This is a genomic window from Acinetobacter sp. JADD-222 (assembly GCF_049310645.1).
Genome location: NZ_JBMOWI010000003.1, coordinates 160,888 through 178,872, shown reverse-complemented (window position 1 = coordinate 178,872; position 17,985 = coordinate 160,888). Strand labels below are relative to the sequence as shown.

The 17,985-nt window shown below is 39.6% G+C and carries 14 protein-coding genes; 8 read left to right on the top strand and 6 right to left on the bottom strand.

What is annotated here, in order from left to right:
* Positions 1–3: 3 nt before the first annotated feature.
* The 4 genes from mqo to betI form a co-directional block, all read right to left on the bottom strand.
* Positions 4–1,644 (bottom strand): malate dehydrogenase (quinone), encoded by a 1,641-nt coding sequence (gene mqo, locus ACO6UW_RS04600; RefSeq protein ID WP_057062628.1) that lies wholly within the window; start codon positions 1,642–1,644, stop codon positions 4–6.
* Positions 1,645–2,154: 510 nt separating this feature from the next.
* Entirely contained in the window at positions 2,155–3,813 is a 1,659-nt protein-coding gene (gene betA / locus ACO6UW_RS04595) for a choline dehydrogenase (protein WP_057062629.1), read from the bottom strand.
* A 95-nt stretch (positions 3,814–3,908) separates the two neighbouring features.
* The gene (gene betB, locus ACO6UW_RS04590; RefSeq protein WP_057062630.1) at positions 3,909–5,381 is read right to left on the bottom strand and encodes a betaine-aldehyde dehydrogenase; all 1,473 of its coding nucleotides are present in this window, start codon (positions 5,379–5,381) and stop codon (positions 3,909–3,911) included.
* Positions 5,374–5,997: a transcriptional regulator BetI gene (gene betI / locus ACO6UW_RS04585; protein ID WP_004703204.1), complete on the bottom strand. Its 624-nt coding sequence runs from the start codon at positions 5,995–5,997 to the stop codon at positions 5,374–5,376. Before betI ends, betB begins: the two co-directional genes overlap by 8 nt.
* 264 nt (positions 5,998–6,261) lie before the next feature.
* On the opposite strand from betI, the gene ACO6UW_RS04580 reads away from it, so the two are divergent.
* The 4 genes from ACO6UW_RS04580 to ACO6UW_RS04565 all read left to right on the top strand — a co-directional run bounded on the left by ACO6UW_RS04580 (position 6,262) and on the right by ACO6UW_RS04565 (position 11,461).
* The gene (locus ACO6UW_RS04580) at positions 6,262–7,884 is read left to right on the top strand and encodes a BCCT family transporter (RefSeq protein ID WP_057062631.1); all 1,623 of its coding nucleotides are present in this window, start codon (positions 6,262–6,264) and stop codon (positions 7,882–7,884) included.
* Between the two features lie 118 nt (positions 7,885–8,002).
* A complete protein-coding gene (locus ACO6UW_RS04575) occupies positions 8,003–10,069 on the top strand; it encodes a choline transporter (protein ID WP_057062632.1) in 2,067 nt (688 codons plus the stop codon).
* 11 nt (positions 10,070–10,080) lie between these two features.
* Entirely contained in the window at positions 10,081–10,695 is a 615-nt protein-coding gene (locus tag ACO6UW_RS04570; protein WP_002117499.1) for a MarC family protein, read from the top strand.
* A 250-nt stretch (positions 10,696–10,945) separates the two neighbouring features.
* Positions 10,946–11,461 (top strand): acyl-CoA thioesterase, encoded by a 516-nt coding sequence (locus tag ACO6UW_RS04565; RefSeq protein ID WP_005070756.1) that lies wholly within the window; start codon positions 10,946–10,948, stop codon positions 11,459–11,461.
* A 131-nt stretch (positions 11,462–11,592) separates the two neighbouring features.
* Here ACO6UW_RS04565 and ACO6UW_RS04560 read toward each other — a convergent pair whose 3' ends face one another.
* Positions 11,593–11,793, bottom strand: coding sequence for a hypothetical protein (locus ACO6UW_RS04560; RefSeq protein ID WP_057062633.1), 201 nt, complete (start codon positions 11,791–11,793; stop codon positions 11,593–11,595).
* Positions 11,794–12,293: 500 nt separating this feature from the next.
* Between ACO6UW_RS04560 and ACO6UW_RS04555 the strand changes: the two genes are divergently transcribed.
* Positions 12,294–13,292 carry a CobW family GTP-binding protein gene (locus tag ACO6UW_RS04555; RefSeq protein ID WP_057062634.1) on the top strand — a complete coding sequence of 333 codons (999 nt, stop codon included), beginning with the start codon at positions 12,294–12,296 and terminating at the stop codon, positions 13,290–13,292.
* A 45-nt stretch (positions 13,293–13,337) separates the two neighbouring features.
* On the opposite strand, the gene dctA is transcribed toward ACO6UW_RS04555, so the two are convergent.
* Positions 13,338–14,600, bottom strand: coding sequence for a C4-dicarboxylate transporter DctA (dctA, locus tag ACO6UW_RS04550; RefSeq protein ID WP_057062635.1), 1,263 nt, complete (start codon positions 14,598–14,600; stop codon positions 13,338–13,340).
* A gap of 189 nt (positions 14,601–14,789) precedes the next feature.
* Between dctA and ACO6UW_RS04545 the strand changes: the two genes are divergently transcribed.
* The 3 genes from ACO6UW_RS04545 to pgaB all read left to right on the top strand — a co-directional run bounded on the left by ACO6UW_RS04545 (position 14,790) and on the right by pgaB (position 17,983).
* Complete coding sequence (locus tag ACO6UW_RS04545) at positions 14,790–15,320, top strand: YaeQ family protein (protein WP_002117684.1); 531 nt, start codon at positions 14,790–14,792, stop codon at positions 15,318–15,320.
* Between the two features lie 87 nt (positions 15,321–15,407).
* Complete coding sequence (locus ACO6UW_RS04540) at positions 15,408–15,746, top strand: FKBP-type peptidyl-prolyl cis-trans isomerase (protein WP_002117532.1); 339 nt, start codon at positions 15,408–15,410, stop codon at positions 15,744–15,746.
* A gap of 242 nt (positions 15,747–15,988) precedes the next feature.
* Complete coding sequence (gene pgaB, locus ACO6UW_RS04535; RefSeq protein WP_057077346.1) at positions 15,989–17,983, top strand: poly-beta-1,6-N-acetyl-D-glucosamine N-deacetylase PgaB; 1,995 nt, start codon at positions 15,989–15,991, stop codon at positions 17,981–17,983.
* Positions 17,984–17,985 lie beyond the last annotated feature (2 nt).

Here is a 17,985-nt window from a genome sequence, read left to right as displayed (position 1 = left end):
AACTTAGTTTGCTTTTGCAACTGGGGCAGCAGCAGTTTCATCGTTTGCAGCTTTGAACGGAGATGTATAGTTCAAGCCAAGCGTAGAACTTGTGTACTGGCGAACTTTATCGAGTAATACAGGATCTTTGCTTAAGTCTTGTTTATAAGACACTACAATTTCATGAAGCTTCTGGTTCCACTTACCTTCAGTTTGCTGAGGGAAAGCTTTTTCAAGCAAGTTAAGCATGATGTATGGAGAAGTCGAAGCACCCGGAGACGCACCTAACAATGCAGTTACAGCACCATCTTTAGACGCAAAGATTTCTGTACCGAATTGAAGCGTTGCCGGTTTACCCGGTTCTTTCTTGATGATCTGAACACGTTGACCACCTTGGCTTAAACGCCAGTCTTCAGCTTTCGCATCTGGGTAGTATTTACGAAGTTCATTGAGACGGTCTTCATCTGACATCATGACTTGGCTAACCAAGTATTTAACAAGATCAAGGTTTTCTAAACCAACAGTCGTCATTGGTAAAACGTTGTTTTTGTTGGTAGATGCAAGTAAATCAAGCTGAGAACCATTTTTCAGGAACTTGTTTGAATAGGTTGCAAATGGGCCAAACAATACATATTTTTTACCGTCGATATAACGTGTATCAATATGTGGTACAGACATTGGAGGCGCACCAAGTTCAGCACGGCCATATACTTTCGCTGTGTGTTCAGCAGTAATTTTTGGGTTGTCAGTAATTAAGAACTCACCACCCACAGGGAAGCCAGCATATTGTTTAGCTTCTGGTAAACCAGTAAGTTGCAATAATTTAACTGCTGCACCACCTGCACCGATAAATACAAAACGTGTTTTAACGTGATCTACTTTACCAGTTTTCAAATTTTTGAAAGACACGGTCCAAGTTTTGTCATCATTTTGGCTGATGCCAGTCACTTCAGTTGATGTCTGTAATTTGAAATTCGGGTTTTGATTTAAATGACCCACTAATTGTTTAGTGATTGAACCATAGTTTACGTCAGAGCCAACATCCATACGGGTCGCGGCAACTTTTTGACTTGGATCACGGTCATTCATGACTAAAGGTGCCCATTGTTTAATAACAGCAGGGTCTTCAGTAAATTTCATACCTTTGAACAACGGGCTTTGAATCATGGCAGCATAACGTTTTTCTAAGAACTGAACGTTATCGCCCCAAACAAAAGCAATATGCGGAACTGGATTAATGAATGATTTCGGTTCAGCTAAAACGCCTTGTTTTACCTGATATGACCAGAACTGTTTAGCAACTTCAAATTGAGAAGCAACTTTTTCAGCTTTGGCAATTTCCATCTTACCGTTTTTCTCTTCGGTATAGTTCATTTCCATAAAGCCAGAGTGGCCTGTTCCGGCATTGTTAAAGCCGTTTGAACTTTCTTGAGCAACTTGGTCAAGACGCTCAAACATACGAATTTGCCAGTTTGGTTCAAGCTCAGTGAAATAAGTACCGAGAGTGGCACTCATGATGCCGCCGCCAACAAGAACAGCATCAACAACTGGCTCATCTTTTGCAGTTTCAACTTGTTTTGACGTTGTAGGTCTAAACAAGAACGCAATACCTGCAATTAAAATAAGAATGATTAATACCAGAAGGTATTTCAAAAACTTTTTCATGTAAGGGGGACCTTAAAATAAGTTATTTGAGTCACTTAAGGTGTGAGGAAACCTAGACAGCGTATCCAGACAAAAAGGATATAAATGCGAAAGTAAACTCTCTAAAACAGAGAGTCTTGAAAAAAATAAAACTTACTTGGGATTATCGCAAACACTCTATATTTTAGACTAATTTTGCATTGACAAGACAATTTTTATAATAAATGAGGTTCATCAAAATCATAAATATGATTTATATTTAACCAAATTGAGCTTTGATAAGATAATTTAACTTAATTGTTATTGTGTAAATATTTGAAATTAAAATAATAATTTTGATTTGATTAAAGTTAAATCAATTGAAGAATATTTGCCTATAAAAATCGATTAATTTTTATTTCATACCATATTTATGTAAATAAGCTCTTCGCAGGCGCTTATTTTCTGTCATACATCGTTCTTATTAATATTGATTCTATAAAGATTAAATTAAGGGCATATCTCTGCATAAGAAATATACCCTTTCAGATTTTATGATGCTACATAGAACGGTGCAGTTGAACGTGGTAATGCTTCACGTCCACGAATTTGGTCTGCAATTTTCTCGGCAATCATAATAGTAGTTGCATTTAAGTTGCCGGTAATAATCAGCGGCATAATTGAGGCATCAACTACACGCAAACCCTTCATACCGTGTACACGACCTTGACCATCTACAACAGCCATTTCATCTTCACCCATCTTACAGCTACAAGACGGATGGTAAGCTGTTTCTGCATGGTTACGAACAAAGTCGTCAAGCTCTGCATCTGTTTGCAAATGTTTGCCCGGACTAATCTCATCACCACGATATGGATCAAGCGCAGGTTGCTGCATGATTTCACGAGTAATACGAATTGCATCGCGGAACTCGCGCCAGTCTTGTTCAGTCGACATGTAGTTAAACAAGATACTTGGATGCTCAAATGGATCTTTCGATTTAAGTTTGATACGACCGCGTGAAGGCGAACGCATTGAACCAACGTGGGCTTGGAAGCCGTGTTCTTTCACTGCATTACTACCGTTGTAGTTAATGGCAACCGGCAAGAAATGGTATTGGATGTTTGGCCACGTAAACTCATCCGAACTACGGATAAATCCGCCTGCTTCAAACTGGTTACTTGCACCAATACCTGTACCGTTAAATAACCACTCGGCACCAATTGCAGGTTGGTTATACCATTTCAAGGCAGGGTATAAAGAAACAGGTTGCTTACATTTATATTGTAAGTACATTTCTAGATGGTCTTGCAGGTTTTCACCTACACCCGGCAAATCATGAACCACATCAATGTCCATTGATTTTAAGAAGGTACTTTGACCCACACCCGAGCGCTGTAAAATTTGTGGTGACGCAATTGCACCTGCGCAAAGTAATACTTCGCGTTTAACCAATGCGCGTTGTAAGTTGTTTTGATCAGCACCAATAATGTATTCAACACCAATCGCTTGCTTTTGATTAAACAAGATTTTATTGGTTGTGGCGTGAGTCAGAATGGTCAGGTTTGGACGACCTTTTGCCATATCTAAATAACCGCGTGCAGTGCTTGAGCGACGACCTTTAGGGGTTACCGTACGGTCCATTGGACCAAAGCCTTCTTGTTGGTAACCGTTTAAGTCATCAGTACGCGGGTAACCTGCCTGTACACCTGCTTCAACCATGGCATGGAACAGTACATTGTTGCCATTTTTAGGTGTAGCAACGGATACTGGACCGCTATCACCATGATAGTCGTTGCCACCAATATCACGAGTTTCGGCTTTTTTATAGTAAGGCAAACAGTCAGCATAAGACCAGTTTTCAAGGCCTTTATGAGTTGACCATTGCTCTAAATCCATTGCGTTACCGCGGATATAGCACATGCCATTAATTAAAGATGAACCACCTAAACCTTTACCACGACCACATTCCATACGGCGGTTATTCATGTGTGGCTCAGGATCGGTTAAATAAGCCCAGTTATAGCGGCGGCCTTGAAGAGGGTAGGCCAAAGCTGCCGGCATTTGTGTACGGAAATCCAAGCGATAATCTGGTCCACCCGCTTCTAAGAGTAAAACGGTGGTATCTTTGTCTTCAGTAAGACGCGCAGCGAGTACATTTCCGGCAGATCCTGCGCCAATAATAATGTAATCATATTCTTTAATATTCATAACTATCCTTTTTTTACTAACAGTTTGCCTGAGCAATCTATAAAGACTGCTCGGCATATGTGATTTAGGTTGAAGTGTTTAAAGCGATGGAGGCATTAAAAAATGCTTTGATAATCGCCAAGTTCAACTTGAATAGATTTGATACGGGTATAGTGCCCAAGCGTAGTTAAGCCATTTTCGCGGCCTACACCAGATTGTTTATAGCCACCCACTGGCATCTCGGCAGGCGATTCGCCCCAAGTATTGATCCAGCAAATACCAGCTTCAATCTGGTGAATAATGCGATGAGCACGGCTGATGTCTTGAGTAACAACGCCAGCAGCTAAACCAAAGGTGGTGTCGTTAGCACGACGGATGACTTCTTCTTCGGTTTCATAGCTTAAAATGCTCATAACCGGTCCAAAAATTTCTTCTTGAACAATAGCCATCTGGTCAGTGCAGTCGCTAAATACTGTCGGTAGTACATAAGCGCCTTTGGCAAGTCCGCCTTCTGTTGCGCGGCCACCGCCAATTAACACTTTAGCACCTTGTTGTTTGCCTGACTCAATGAAAGACAAAACTTTTTCCATGTGAGGGAAGCTAGTGAGTGGACCGAAGTTGGTGTCTTCAGCCATTGGGTCGCCAATGCGAATACGTTTTACACGCTCTACAACCGCTTTTTCAAAGTCGGCTAGAAGTGATTTTGGAACAAATACACGCGTACCGTTGGTACATACCTGACCTGAGCTAAAGAAGTTCGCCATAACGGCAATATCTGCTGCACGGTTCAGGTCGGCATCTTCACAAATAATCAATGGAGATTTACCACCGAGTTCCATGGTCACTTCTTTTAGCGTAGAGCCAGCAGCACTTGCCATGACTTTTTTGCCAGTTTCCACACCACCAGTGAATGAGATTTTTTCAATCACAGGATGTTCTGTGAGCCATTGACCAATTTCACGGCCAGCACCTTGTACCACGTTAAATACGCCGTCTGGTAAGCCAGCTTCTGTATAGATTTCTGCAAGTTTTAATGCAGTAAGTGGCGTTGTTTCGCTTGGCTTAAAAATCATGGCATTGCCGGCAGCAAGGGCAGGGGCAGATTTCCATAAAGCGATTTGAATTGGATAGTTCCAGGCACCAATACCTGCAACTACGCCTAAAGGTTCGCGGCGTGTATAAAAGAAACTTGATTCACGAAGCGGAACTTGTTCGCCCTGAATAGCTGTTGCAAGTCCTGCGTAGTATTCGAGTACATCTGCGCCAGTCACAATATCGACTGTAGATGTTTCGCTAAAAGCTTTACCGGTGTCGAGTGTTTCAAGACGGGCAAGCTCATCATTACGTTCACGGAGAATGTCGACAGCACGACGTAAAATACGTGAACGCTCCATGGCAGTCATGGCAGCCCAGATTTTTTGTCCTTGTTGGGCACTTTTTACAGCAGCTTCAATATCTTGTTCAGAAGCTTGTTGAAGAGTCGCGATTGTCTCGCCATTGGCAGGGTTAATACTATTAAATGTTTTACCACTGGTTGCTTCAACGTAGCGTCCATGGATATACAATTGATGAACTTGTACATCACTCATTTTGTCTCTCCTGCAAAGGCTTGTTCGCAAATTGCAATTGCGTTTTTACATAATCGTAAGCAATAGAACGGGCCAGTTCGCTGTCAAATTCGTTATGACGGCTTAAACTGCCGCGTAGCCATAATCCATCAATCAATGCTGCCAACCCTCTTGCGGCAACACTGGCCTGTTGCTCATCTATTAACTTGAGGAAATAAAACTTCAAGTTGGAGTACAGGCGTTGATCATTAATCTTTTGCAAACGGCTCAGGTCCGGTACATGCATACTTGCAGACCAAAAGTCTAACCAGACCCGCATTGCTTTTTCATTTACCTGACTAATGTCAAAGTTAGAGTCAATAATTGCCTTAATTTGGCTTTCCGGATGCGAATCTGCTTCTGCTCTGTATTGTTCGGTTTTCCGACGCAAAACATTTAGCATTTCTTGCATACAAGTATTTATTAACCCTTGTTTGTCGCCAAAATAGTGGCTAACAATGCCGGTCGACAGCTCGGCTTTTTTTGCAATTTGTGCAATGGTGGTATTGGATAACCCCACTTCATAAATTACGTCGAGTGCAGCGTTCATAATCTCTTCACGGCGCACATGCTCTGGTTTTACTCTGCGTTTTGTCATGATTTTCCACATCAGCACTTTTAGGGGTGCTTTAAATTCAGCATGTTAACTTGCAGAGCATCATAGCACTTTTTTTATCATACTTGTTATTGATTGAACGTTCAATCAATAACAAGTATGATGTGTAAAAATCAATGAATTTTTGAATCTGACTTCGGGGAAGAAGAGATAGAATCGAAAGTTCTTAGGGATAGGATGATGCGCATAAGTCCAGTACTTATCACGTTATTTTAGAAAAATACACCGATTGCAAGGAGCAATAAGATGGTGTTGAAAAGTGATAAATATTCTTCAGACCATATTCGGTTAAATCGTTTCGTATTTTGGAGTTCGGCAGTCAGTATCGGTATTTTTGGCCTGTTATTTGTACTGTTTCCGCAAAAAAGTCAGTTTTGGCTGACCTATGTACAAGAGCAAGTAAACCACTTTTTCGGGTGGTATTACATGTTGGTGATTGTGCTGTGTTTAGGCTTTGTGGCGTGGCTTGCCTTTTCAAAAGTAGGGCAGATTCCTTTAGGAAAAGACCACGACAAACCTGAGTTTGGCTATTTGGCTTGGACCTCAATGCTGTTTTCGGCAGGGATTGGTATTGCGCTACTTTATTATGGTGTGGCCGAACCGGTTGACCATTTTCTAAGACCGCCGGAAGGCGAGTCAGGAACGATTCAGGCAGCCCGTAATGCGATGACCTATAGCTTTTTGCATTGGGGGATCCATGGTTGGGTGCTTTATGCATTGCTCGGAGTTACTTTAGGTTACTTTGCTTTCAGACAAAATTTACCATTGGCACTTCGTTCGGCGCTTTACCCAATTTTTGGAGAGCGAGTACATGGCTTAGTGGGTGACTTTGTCGATGGCTTTGGGATTTTAGCGACGGTCATTTCCTTGGTCACCAACTTGGGAATTGGAGCGCTGGTGCTTGTATCGGGTATTTGTTACTTACTGCCGCAAATTCCAGATAACTCTGCGACCTTAATTACTGCTGTGCTCATCATGATGTTCGTTGCCACGATTACGACAGTGGTGGGTATTGAAAAAGGTTTAGCATGGTTGTCGCGTATTAATTTACGTCTGCTCTATATCTTACTTTTATTTGTATTTTTAACAGGTCCTACAAACCATTTATTAAATGGTCTTGTGCAAAATACGGGTGATTATCTCAATAATTTTATGGGTAAAAGTTTTGATATGTATTTGTACAATCAAAAAGCCAGTGGTTGGTTGGGTTCGTGGACCGTATTTTATTGGGCTTGGTGGATTGCTTGGGCGCCTTTTGTCGGTATGTTTATTGCCCGCATTTCAAAAGGACGTACCATTCGTGAAGTTGTATTAGGTGTATGCCTGATTCCACTCGGCTTTACACTGGCTTGGATTTCGGTTTTTGGAAACACTGCAATTTATTTAATCTTACAGCAAAAACAGAAAGTATTAGGTGATATGGTTTTAACTGATCCAGCATTATCTTTATTTAAATTACTCGAATATCTGCCGTTTAATCCTTACGTTGCGGGTATTGTTGTTGTAATTTGTTTCGTTTTATTTTTGACCCCAGTTGGCTCTGGTACACTAATGATCGCTAATTTGTCCTCCAAAGGGGGCACCAATGATAGTGATTCACCGATCTGGTTACGCGTCTTTTGGTCTGTGGTAATTACCATTGTCAGTATTGGCTTGCTTTTAGCCGGTAGTTTTGGCTCTATGCAAAGTGCTGTGGTGTTATGTGGTTTACCATTTTCAGTTATTATTTTGCTTTATATGTTTGGTTTAGCCAAAGCCTTAAAGCAAGATGATTTTGACCCTCAATTAGTGAAAAAACAGTTAGCTGTTTCAAAAGACATTTCGGTCCCATCGAATTGTGACCAGAATAAAGTGACCGAGGTTTTATAGTCTCAATTGATCACATCTATATATTATTTTCCGTTTAAAGTCGTCTTTTCATTGTTTTAAATAAGAGTGAAAAGACGAAATTAAATATTTTGTTTTTATTTTATTCCTTGAGGATTGTATGGCAACAGATAATCCAAGAGCAGTTGATGATTTAACATTATCTAAATCTAAAAAAGACCCGCTCAACCGTGTGGTTTTTTATTTTTCAGCTGTACTTATTTTAATTTTTTCCCTCGTCACGTTTTTGTTCAACGATTTTGCAAATCGAGTCATGAATGCCGTGCTTCAGTGGGTAACTTCAACCTTTGGTTGGTACTATCTGCTGGCTGCAACATTATATATGGCCTTCGTGATTTTTATTGCCTGTTCAAGATATGGCAGTATCAAATTAGGACCTAAGCATTCAAAGCCTGAGTTTAGCTTACTGAGTTGGTCTGCCATGTTGTTCTCTGCGGGTATTGGTATCGACCTCATGTTCTTCTCGGTCGCTGAACCACTATCTCATTACATGCAACCTCCGGTCGGAGCAGGTCAAACTTATGAAGCAGCACGCCAAAGTATGGTTTGGACATTGTTTCACTACGGTTTAACTGGTTGGTGTATGTATGCCTTGATTGGTATGGCACTTGGCTATTTCAGCTATCGTTATAATTTGCCGCTTACCATTCGTTCTGCACTTTACCCAATTTTCGGGAACAGAATTAATGGTGCGATTGGGCATAGTGTTGATACAGCTGCCGTGATAGGGACAATTTTTGGTATTGCAACGACCTGCGGGATTGGTGTAGTACAGCTGAATTATGGCCTACATGTGTTATTGGGGTTACCAGAAAATATCTGGATGCAATTTATCCTGATTGCTGTCGCGGTCGGTATTAGTATTATTTCGGTGACATCCGGGGTCAATAAAGGCTTGCGGATTTTATCTGAAATTAATATTTATGTTTCGATTGGGCTTTTACTGTTTATTTTATTCTTGGGAAATACAGAGTTTTTACTCAATGCCCTTGTCCAAAATATTGGTGACTATTTAAGTCGTTTCCCGAGTTTAGCTTTACAAAGTTTTGCTTTTGAACAGCCTAAAGAATGGATGAGTAGTTGGACTTTCTTCTTCTGGGCGTGGTGGATTGCTTGGTCTCCATTTGTAGGACTCTTTCTGGCACGTATCTCAAGAGGGCGTACCATTCGTGAGTTTGTTTGCGGTACCTTAATTATTCCACTTCTATTTACACTTACATGGTTATCTATTTTTGGTAATAGCGCATTGCACAGCGTTATTTTTGAAGGCAATCAAACCTTAGCAGCGACGGTGTTAGCAAATCCGGCGCATGGTTTTTATGATCTGTTAGCGCAATATCCGGGCTTTACCTTTATCGCTTCAATTGCCACCGTAACAGGGCTTTTGTTCTACGTGACTTCTGCCGATTCGGGAGCTCTCGTTTTAGGTAACTTCACGACTAAACTTACTCATATTGATAATGATGCTCCTCGTTGGTTAAGCGTGTTTTGGGCAGTGGCGATTGGTTTGCTCACATTAGCCATGCTCATGACCAACGGCATTACCGCCTTGCAAAATGCAACTATTATTATGGGTTTGCCGTTTAGTTTTGTGATGTTCCTTGTGATGGCAGGGCTTTATAAGTCACTCAGACTTGAAGATTACAGGCATGCTAGTCTCAGTATGAATGCAGCGCCAGTCGTAGGGAACGTTGATATTCTGAACTGGAAACAGCGTTTAACTCGAGTCATGCATCATCCGGGAACCACTGAAACACAGCGCATGCTAGATACGGTGTGTTTGCCAGCTGTTCAGGCTGTTGCTGATGAGTTGATTAAGCAGGGCATGAATGTGGATGTACAGCAAACCCCGCTTGAAGATGAAGACACGCTTTACCATCTAGATCTGACTATCCATTTGGAAGAGGAGCAAAACTTTGTTTATCAGATCTGGCCTGTACGCTATAGCGCGCCGAACTTTAGCCAGCGTGTAAAACGAGGTAAACAGTTCTATTTCCGACTTGAAACCTATCTTTATGATGGCTCTCAAGATAACGACCTGGTTGGTTACAGTAAAGAACAGGTCATTAACGATATTTTAGATAAATATGAAAGACATATGACATTCTTACATATTAATCGTATTAGCCCCGGGAATCGTCCCTTGTTCCCAGATCCACAAGCTTAAGAGGAAAATGCATGGCTTCTCCTTATCTACATTCTTTTGCTTTATTTTTCTCTTTGCTCAATCCATTTTTAATGAGCATTTATATGATTGGCCTGATTCGCCATTCAGAAGCTAAGGTGTTTAATAAAGCACTGATTCAGGGAAGTTTGATTGCTTTTGTCGTGTTCATGCTATTTGCATGGGGCGGCGAAACAATTTTTAGTAAATATCTGAATGTACGTTTTGAAGCCTTTCAGATTTTTGGAGGTCTTATCTTTTTGGTGATTGGCTACCGCTATGTGTTTCAGGGTGCCGATACCATCGGTGAAATGCGTGGTGCTCCAGAACATCTGGCTGGCACCATTGCCATGCCGTTTATGATCGGTCCAGGGACTATTAGCGCTGCGGTAGTCACAGGGATTGAAATGTCAATCGGTGAAGCAGCCCTAGTGATTGCTTTCACCTTGTTTTTAACTTGCAGTATTTTGATTTTGATGAAATTTTCACATGATCATTTACGCTATAAACATGCCAAACATATTGATCGCTATTTTGATATTGTCGGGCGTTTATCTGCTTTATTAATTGGTACGATCGCCATTGATATGATCATTAATGGTGTGACAGGCGTCATTAATAAAGTTTAGCAAGTCACTCATAAGAACCTGCTATGCCATTGAACATGGAATAAAATGGCATAGCATCTTCTAAAAAATTCTAAGATAAATAAAACAGCTTTAAAAAATAACTTTAAAAATAGTGCCTTAAAAAATTAAATTTTAAAAAACAATCAAAGATATTAAAAAATACAATGCTATGTTGTGGATTTAAGCATGTTTTTTTTGTGAATTATCAACCATAATGTTGACTGAGCTTGTTTTAAGACAGAGTTGAGCTATGCCTACATTAGATGAAATGACCACAGCAACTGATGATCAGTCTGAATTGACGATGTCAGTTTTGATGACGCCTGATATGGCAAATTTTTCAGGTAATGTTCATGGTGGTACGATTCTAAAACTACTAGACCAAGTCGCTTATGCTTGCGCAAGTCGTTATTCGGGTGGCTACGTGGTGACTTTATCTGTAGATAAAGTAAATTTTAAAGAACCTATTTATGTTGGTGAGTTGGTAACCTTCTTGGCAAGTGTGAACCATGTAGGTCGTACTTCAATGGAAGTCGGAATCCGTGTTGAAGCACAAAATATCCAGAAGCGTACAGTGCGCCATACCAATAGCTGTTATTTCACGATGGTTGCTGTTGATGAACAGGGCAAGCCATGTGAAGTGCCTCAATTAAATCTCAATACTGAGTGGAAGCGTTGCCGCTTTGAAGCAGCTGAGCACCGTAAGGTTTTACGTCTTCAAGAAAACCATAATCCATCTTGTAGCATGTATAAGAAAACTTCTTAAAAAAATAGATCGAATTAAAAAAGGATCGAACCGCAGCATGGTTCGATCCTTTTTCTTCTTTACTAAAATTCAGCGTCCATTTTTCATTTCAGTAAAATTATCTCTGAGCTTGGAGGAGAATGCTGAGAGAATTAACGAGTTGCAGGAGCAGCTTCAGAAGCAGAACCTACAGCATCAGATGCAGCATTTGCAGTGTTTGCTTGCTCTTGAGTTGAAACAACAACTTTTTCTTCACCAGCAGTGTTATTTGCTTGGTCGTGCTTAGAAGCAGCGAAAGTTGAAGCAGCAGTTAAAGCAAGTGTAGTAGCGAGTAAAGTTTTAGCTAATTTCATTTTATGGCATCCTTAAATTTCATTTAAAAATAAATTAAACCTAATCGTTCATACATACCTGAAACCTGTATGGCTGAATGACTAAGCTAGGACACATGCTAAGCTGAGCTTCGAATTACATCAATTAACTTAACAATCTATTACGGCTATCTTAACAATATGAAATATACGGGTCGTTTATGTGAGCAATCTGTAAAATAAAAGGGCTTAAATCCACCTTAAAATGTGAAAAAATATTTTTTTTTGAGTGAAAAAAAATCAAGTGTGTTACGTAAACCTAACACTTTGGCATGAATTGTGAATATGAATAAATAGGATATTTCGTTTGAATTTTAGATGTTAATAGTTAATTTAGATAATTGATGAGATAGCTGTCACAAATTGAGAGCTTTAGCCTGATAATTGAAAAGTATATCTTCAAAGTGAAAAATCATTTTCATGCGATTTAAACAGTGATATATCTTTCTTAGTTTTTTAAACCTTGTTGATTTGAGCCGCTTGTGAAACTGATAGCCCCAAGAACTGTTCCCACCCATATTATCTCTGGTTTTTTAGGGGCAGGAAAAACCACATTATTACAGCATTTATTAAGCCAAAAGCCTAAAGATGAGGTTTGGGCTGTATTAATGAATGAGTTTGGGCAAATTGGAGTAGACCAACAACTCTTACCTCAAGAAGAAGGATATGCAGTCAAAGAACTATTAGGGGGCTGTCTATGTTGTAGCAGTCAATTGCCTATGCATATTGCTTTAGCCCGTCTATTGAGTGAACAAAAGCCAGATCGACTCTTTATTGAACCGACTGGACTTGGGCATCCTTCGCAGTTATTTGACCAACTGACTGAACCTCATTGGCAAAGTAGTTTAGCCATGCGAGCACTGATTACTGTGGTAGATGGCAGTCGTTTGCACGATACCAATTGGGTTAAACAAAATCTTTATGAAGATCAGTTAAAAGCTGCCCAAATTGTGGTGGTGTCACATACAGACGTGATGACTTTTGAAGATGATCAGGCGCTTGAGCTATTAAAAGACGAATACCAGCCTTATCACCAAGAGTGGATTAAAACTGAACATGGTCGGTTAGCGTTAAATAAAATTGATGTAGCTGCTCGTTTAACCGAGCGATCTATACAACCTTTACTTAAACTTCAAAAGCAAATGACTGAAACCGAAGTTGCAAAGGAAATTAATCAATTACCTTATCATTATGTCGAGTCGGCACAAGGTTATATTGTGGCAGGTTGGAAGTTGCCTAAACGCTGGAAATTCGAATTTTATGCTTTGCTAGATTTATTATGTGCACAGCAAGAATGGCTGCGAATTAAGGGAATTTTTAACACAGATCAAGGATGGAAGGTTTTTAACTTTAATCCTGATCAGTTTAATTATAAGTCAGGTGAAGAGGGCATTGATAACCGTATTGAAATCATTAGCGAACATAATCACGATTGGTTAGCTTTTGAAACAGCATTACTTGCCTGTCAGCTTGAAGAGTAGAGAACATTAAACCAAAGATGATTTAATGTTCTCTGAAGAGTGGGATTAAGGTTTGCGATCTAACACAGCTTTAGCTTGCGCATGGTCAATATCTTTTTCCCAATGAGCAATCACTACGGTTGCGACACAGTTACCAATTAAGTTGGTACAGGCACGAATAATTCCAATAAACCAGTCGACTGAAAGTAGCAGCACTAAGCCAATTGCAGGGAGACTTGGTATCACTGAAAGTGTGGCTGCAAGAATAACTAAAGCCGACCCAGGAATACCGTGAGCGCCTTTAGAAGTAATGAGCGAAACCAGCAAAATAGCCAGTAAGTCATGCATAGACAAATCAATATTGCAGGCCTGTGCAATAAAGATCACCCCTAACGTTAAGTAAATTGAAAACCCGTCTAGATTAAATGAATAACCAGTTGGAATAACCAAACCGACAGTTGAATCTTTGATTCCCAAATTTTTGAGTTTTTTCATAATTTGTGGAAGAACAGAGTCAGAAGAAGCGGTACCTAAAACAATAGCGAGTTCATCTTTAAAATAGCCCACAAATTTGAAAATGTTGAGACCAGCAAGTTTTAAAATCGAACCTAAAACAATAACGACAAATAAAATGCAGGTTGCATAAAACAGTAAAACCAAATAACCCAATTGTAAGAGTGAATCTAAACCAAATTTAGCAGTGGTATAGGCCACTGAACCGAATACACCAATTGGAGCTAAACGAATAATAAGTCCCATAATTTTAAAGAAGACTTCTGAAAAAGCTTCAAGTGCTTGACGTACCAGCTCTGCTAAATGTTTTGGAATTAAAAGTAGGGAAACACCAAATAAAATAGCGATCAATAAAACCTGTAAAATATCGCCGTTTACAAAAGCGGCAGTGAAGGTTTTTGGAATAATATTGAGTAGAAATTCCGAACCCGTATGCATTTCATGGGCACGTTCGGTATAGGTACTTAAATCTTTTGCATCTAAATGGCTAATATCGATATTCATACCGACGCCCGGTTTAAATACATAGGCCACAATAATGCCTAAAATTAAAGCAATACTGGTCACCACTTCAAAATAGAGAATCGTTTTTGCACCGACTTTGCCCATTTTTTTAAGGTCGTTTGCACCATAGATTCCCAGTACAACAACACAAAACACAATTGGTGCAATCAGCATCTTAATTAAAGAAATAAAACCATCACCTAATGGCTTTAAAGATAGGGAGAAATCATGAAAGCCGATTCCAACTGCAACCCCAAGAAAGAGAGCACAAAGAACCTGTAAAAATAAACTACGCTTGAGCTTTAGCCACATAAGTCATCAATTTTAGCAAGAGGAAAATATATCTCTCTAAAGCAAAAAGCCGGCCAACTATAAAATAAGCTGAGCGTTTTGGAAGAATATGCAAATTTCACATGACTGTGCTTTGCATTGTTCAGTTTTTTTATAATTTTTTACCCAAAATCGAGTATCCTTAGCGCCAAATTTTTGGACATATTAATCATGGCGCTTAAAGCAACAATTTATAAGGCAGACTTGAATATTGCCAATATGGATGACCACATTTATGGTGATTATCAACTGACGCTTGCCTTGCATCCTTCTGAAACTTTAGAACGCTTAATGGTTCGTTTGATGGCTTTTGCCCGTTTCGCAAGTGATGAGCTTGAGTTTACTAAAGACCTTTTTGAAACTGACGAGCCAGCATTATGGCAAAAAGATTTAACGGGTCAGTTAGAGACATGGATTGAAGTTGGCTTACCATCTGAAGATAAAGTCAAAAAAGCCAGTGCGCGCTGTAAAACAGTTGCGCTTGTTGTGTATGGCACACAAGTCGAAGAATGGTGGAAACGAAACAGTAAAATTAAAACGTTAAGTAACGTTCAGGTGTGGCAAATTGCTCCTCAAAGTACAGCAGAGCTTGAACAACTTTGTGAACGTACAATGCAGCTTCAATTAAATGTCATGGACAACGAGTGGACGCTTTTAGGTGAAAAGGGTCAGGCAAGTGTTGTGTGGACACAGTTACAGTAACATAGAAAAGCGCAACAAATTCTACAGATTCAGTTGGTACACTAAGTACCAATTGCGATTTTAAAGATTCAGATTAAGGGGTAAACCATGTCAAATGAATTAGAAATTATCGATTTAAAAGTAGGTGAAGGCAAAGAAGCGGTTAAAGGTGCTTTGATTACAACTCACTATACAGGTTGGTTAGAAGACGGCACAAAATTTGATTCTTCAATTGATCGCGGTAACTATTTTGAATGCGTGATTGGTACAGGCCGTGTAATTAAAGGCTGGGACCAAGGCATTATGGGAATGAAAGTTGGCGGCAAGCGTAAATTAATCGTGCCTGCTCATTTAGCTTATGGTGAGCGTAAAATGGGTAAGATTATTCCAGCGAATTCTAATTTAATTTTTGAAATTGAATTATTCGATGTCAAAACTCGTGACTAGTGAAATTTAAAGCCCTTTAGGGGGCTTTCTTGTTTATATGAGCTTTAAATATAAATACATTATTAATTTATATTTTAGCTTTTTAAATATTTAAGATTATTTTCAGATTATTTGATTATAAATGCTGACTGAGAAACTGTTCATTTATGGGCAGGCTGACATTAAGACCAAATTTCAAAAAGTTTGCGTTTTAAAATCAAACTTCGCATAAATAATCTATATTGTTATTGAGACGCTATTTCATGATTATCCGCTTTGCATCTCCTTTGTTGAACATATCACTTGGCTTAGCTCTGGCAGGTTTGTCAGGCATGGCATTAGCCAAACCACCTAAACTGGACGCGTCAACACTTACGGTGATTGGTTATCATGAAATTACCGATACTAAAAATGCATTAATTCCTCAATATGCAGTGACGACTCAACAATTTACACAACATGTTGAATGGCTGCAAAAAAACGGATTCCATTTTATTACGGTTGATCAGTTGATCCGTGCCCATCAAGGTAAATTTCAATTACCTACAAAACCTGTTCTATTAACTGTAGACGATGGTTATCAATCTTTTTATCAAAATGCTTATCCTGTCATTAAAGCTAAAAAAATCCCTGTAGTACTCGCAGTAGTAGGTTCATGGTTAGAGCCAAAAGCAGGGCAGAAAGTCGATTTTTCAGGGGAAGAAATTCCACGCGATAAAATCTTAAGCTGGCCTGAGCTGAAAGAAATGCAAGATAGTGGTTTTGTAGAAATTGCAAACCATAGCTATCATTTGCACCGTGGTATTACAGGCAACCCACAAGGCAACTCTGAACCTGCTGCAACTACTCGTTTTTATGATGTAAAAACTCAAACCTACGAGAACGATGCACAATATCAGGCACGTATTTATAACGACTTAAAGAAAAATAACGAACTACTTAAGGCACACGGCTTACGTTCACCACGTATTATGGTATGGCCTTATGGTCGCTATAATATGCAAACTGTTGAAATTGCTAAAAAGCTGGGTATGCCAATTACCATTACACTTGATGATGGGGCAGACCATGCAAAACAATCTCTCCAAAATATGAGCCGTATTTTGGTAGAAGGCGATATGACGACTGATGATTTGGCTCAAGAAATTAAAAATCGTGAATTGAATTTAACGGATAACAATCGTCCGCAAAAAATTATGCATATTGATCTGGACTATATTTATGATCCAGACCCGAAACAGCAAGAGCGTAATTTAGGTCACTTGTTAGACCGAATTAATGCGATGGGTGTAAATACTGTCTATTTACAAGCATTTTCAGATCCAGATGCGAATGGCTCTGCTGATATGGTGTATTTCCCAAACCGCCATATTCCAATGCGTGCCGACTTGTTTAACCGTGTAGCATGGCAAATTCAAACGCGTACGCCTGTAAGTCGTATTTACGCATGGATGCCTTTATTGGCATGGGAACTACCAAAAACTGATCCAGTTTCTAAAGATTTGGTGGTGACGGAGCAAGCAAAAACAGGTGAACACCTCAACATGGGGTATATCCGTTTAAGTCCGTTCTCAGCAGACGCACGCCAAACTATTCGTGAGATTTATCAAGATTTGGCTAAGTCATCTTCATTTAACGGAATTTTATTCCATGACGACGTCACCTTATCTGACTATGAAGATGCAAGCCCAGATGCCTTAAAAGCTTATGCGAAACAAGGTTTACCTACAGATTTGGCAAAAATTCGCGATAACGATCAAGATTTGCAAAAATGGACGGCATATAAGACAAAATATCTAGATGATTTTGCAATGCAACTCGTTGATGACGTGCGACAATATGAACCGTTCTTGCTCACCGCACGTAACTTATATGCGCAAGTTGCTTTAAAACCATATGCAGAAAACTGGTATTCACAATCGCTTGAAGAGTCGTTAAAACGCTATGACTTTACGGCTATTATGGCAATGCCTTATATGGAACAGGTCGATAATGCTGATCAGTTCTATAAAGATATGGTTGATCGCGTGAAACAATATCCAAATGGCATTAAGAAAACCGTTTTTGAGTTACAGGCAACCGACTGGCGTAAAAACGAAAAGGTACCTTCAACTGAAATGGCCGCAACAATTCATTCTCTTTATCAGCAAGGTGTCATGCATGTTGGATATTACCCAGATGACCCAATTAAAGATCATCCGGATGTGGACACTATGCATAAAGCATTTGCTGAAAAATCATCTCGTCTTGTGCCGTAGTT

What these genes read in the sequence shown, in the direction of transcription:
- ACO6UW_RS04540 (WP_002117532.1), top strand. Translation starts at nt 15,408, where the DNA reads ATGTCAAATGAATTAGAAATTATCGATTTAAAAGTAGGTGAAGGCAAA.
- ACO6UW_RS04580 (WP_057062631.1), top strand. Translation starts at nt 6,262, where the DNA reads ATGGTGTTGAAAAGTGATAAATATTCTTCAGACCATATTCGGTTAAAT.
- betA (WP_057062629.1), bottom strand. Translation starts at nt 3,813, where the DNA reads ATGAATATTAAAGAATATGATTACATTATTATTGGCGCAGGATCTGCC.
- betB (WP_057062630.1), bottom strand. Translation starts at nt 5,381, where the DNA reads ATGAGTGATGTACAAGTTCATCAATTGTATATCCATGGACGCTACGTT.
- mqo (WP_057062628.1), bottom strand. Translation starts at nt 1,644, where the DNA reads ATGAAAAAGTTTTTGAAATACCTTCTGGTATTAATCATTCTTATTTTA.
- ACO6UW_RS04570 (WP_002117499.1), top strand. Translation starts at nt 10,081, where the DNA reads ATGGCTTCTCCTTATCTACATTCTTTTGCTTTATTTTTCTCTTTGCTC.
- ACO6UW_RS04545 (WP_002117684.1), top strand. Translation starts at nt 14,790, where the DNA reads ATGGCGCTTAAAGCAACAATTTATAAGGCAGACTTGAATATTGCCAAT.
- ACO6UW_RS04560 (WP_057062633.1), bottom strand. Translation starts at nt 11,793, where the DNA reads ATGAAATTAGCTAAAACTTTACTCGCTACTACACTTGCTTTAACTGCT.
- betI (WP_004703204.1), bottom strand. Translation starts at nt 5,997, where the DNA reads ATGACAAAACGCAGAGTAAAACCAGAGCATGTGCGCCGTGAAGAGATT.
- dctA (WP_057062635.1), bottom strand. Translation starts at nt 14,600, where the DNA reads ATGTGGCTAAAGCTCAAGCGTAGTTTATTTTTACAGGTTCTTTGTGCT.
- ACO6UW_RS04575 (WP_057062632.1), top strand. Translation starts at nt 8,003, where the DNA reads ATGGCAACAGATAATCCAAGAGCAGTTGATGATTTAACATTATCTAAA.
- pgaB (WP_057077346.1), top strand. Translation starts at nt 15,989, where the DNA reads ATGATTATCCGCTTTGCATCTCCTTTGTTGAACATATCACTTGGCTTA.
- ACO6UW_RS04565 (WP_005070756.1), top strand. Translation starts at nt 10,946, where the DNA reads ATGCCTACATTAGATGAAATGACCACAGCAACTGATGATCAGTCTGAA.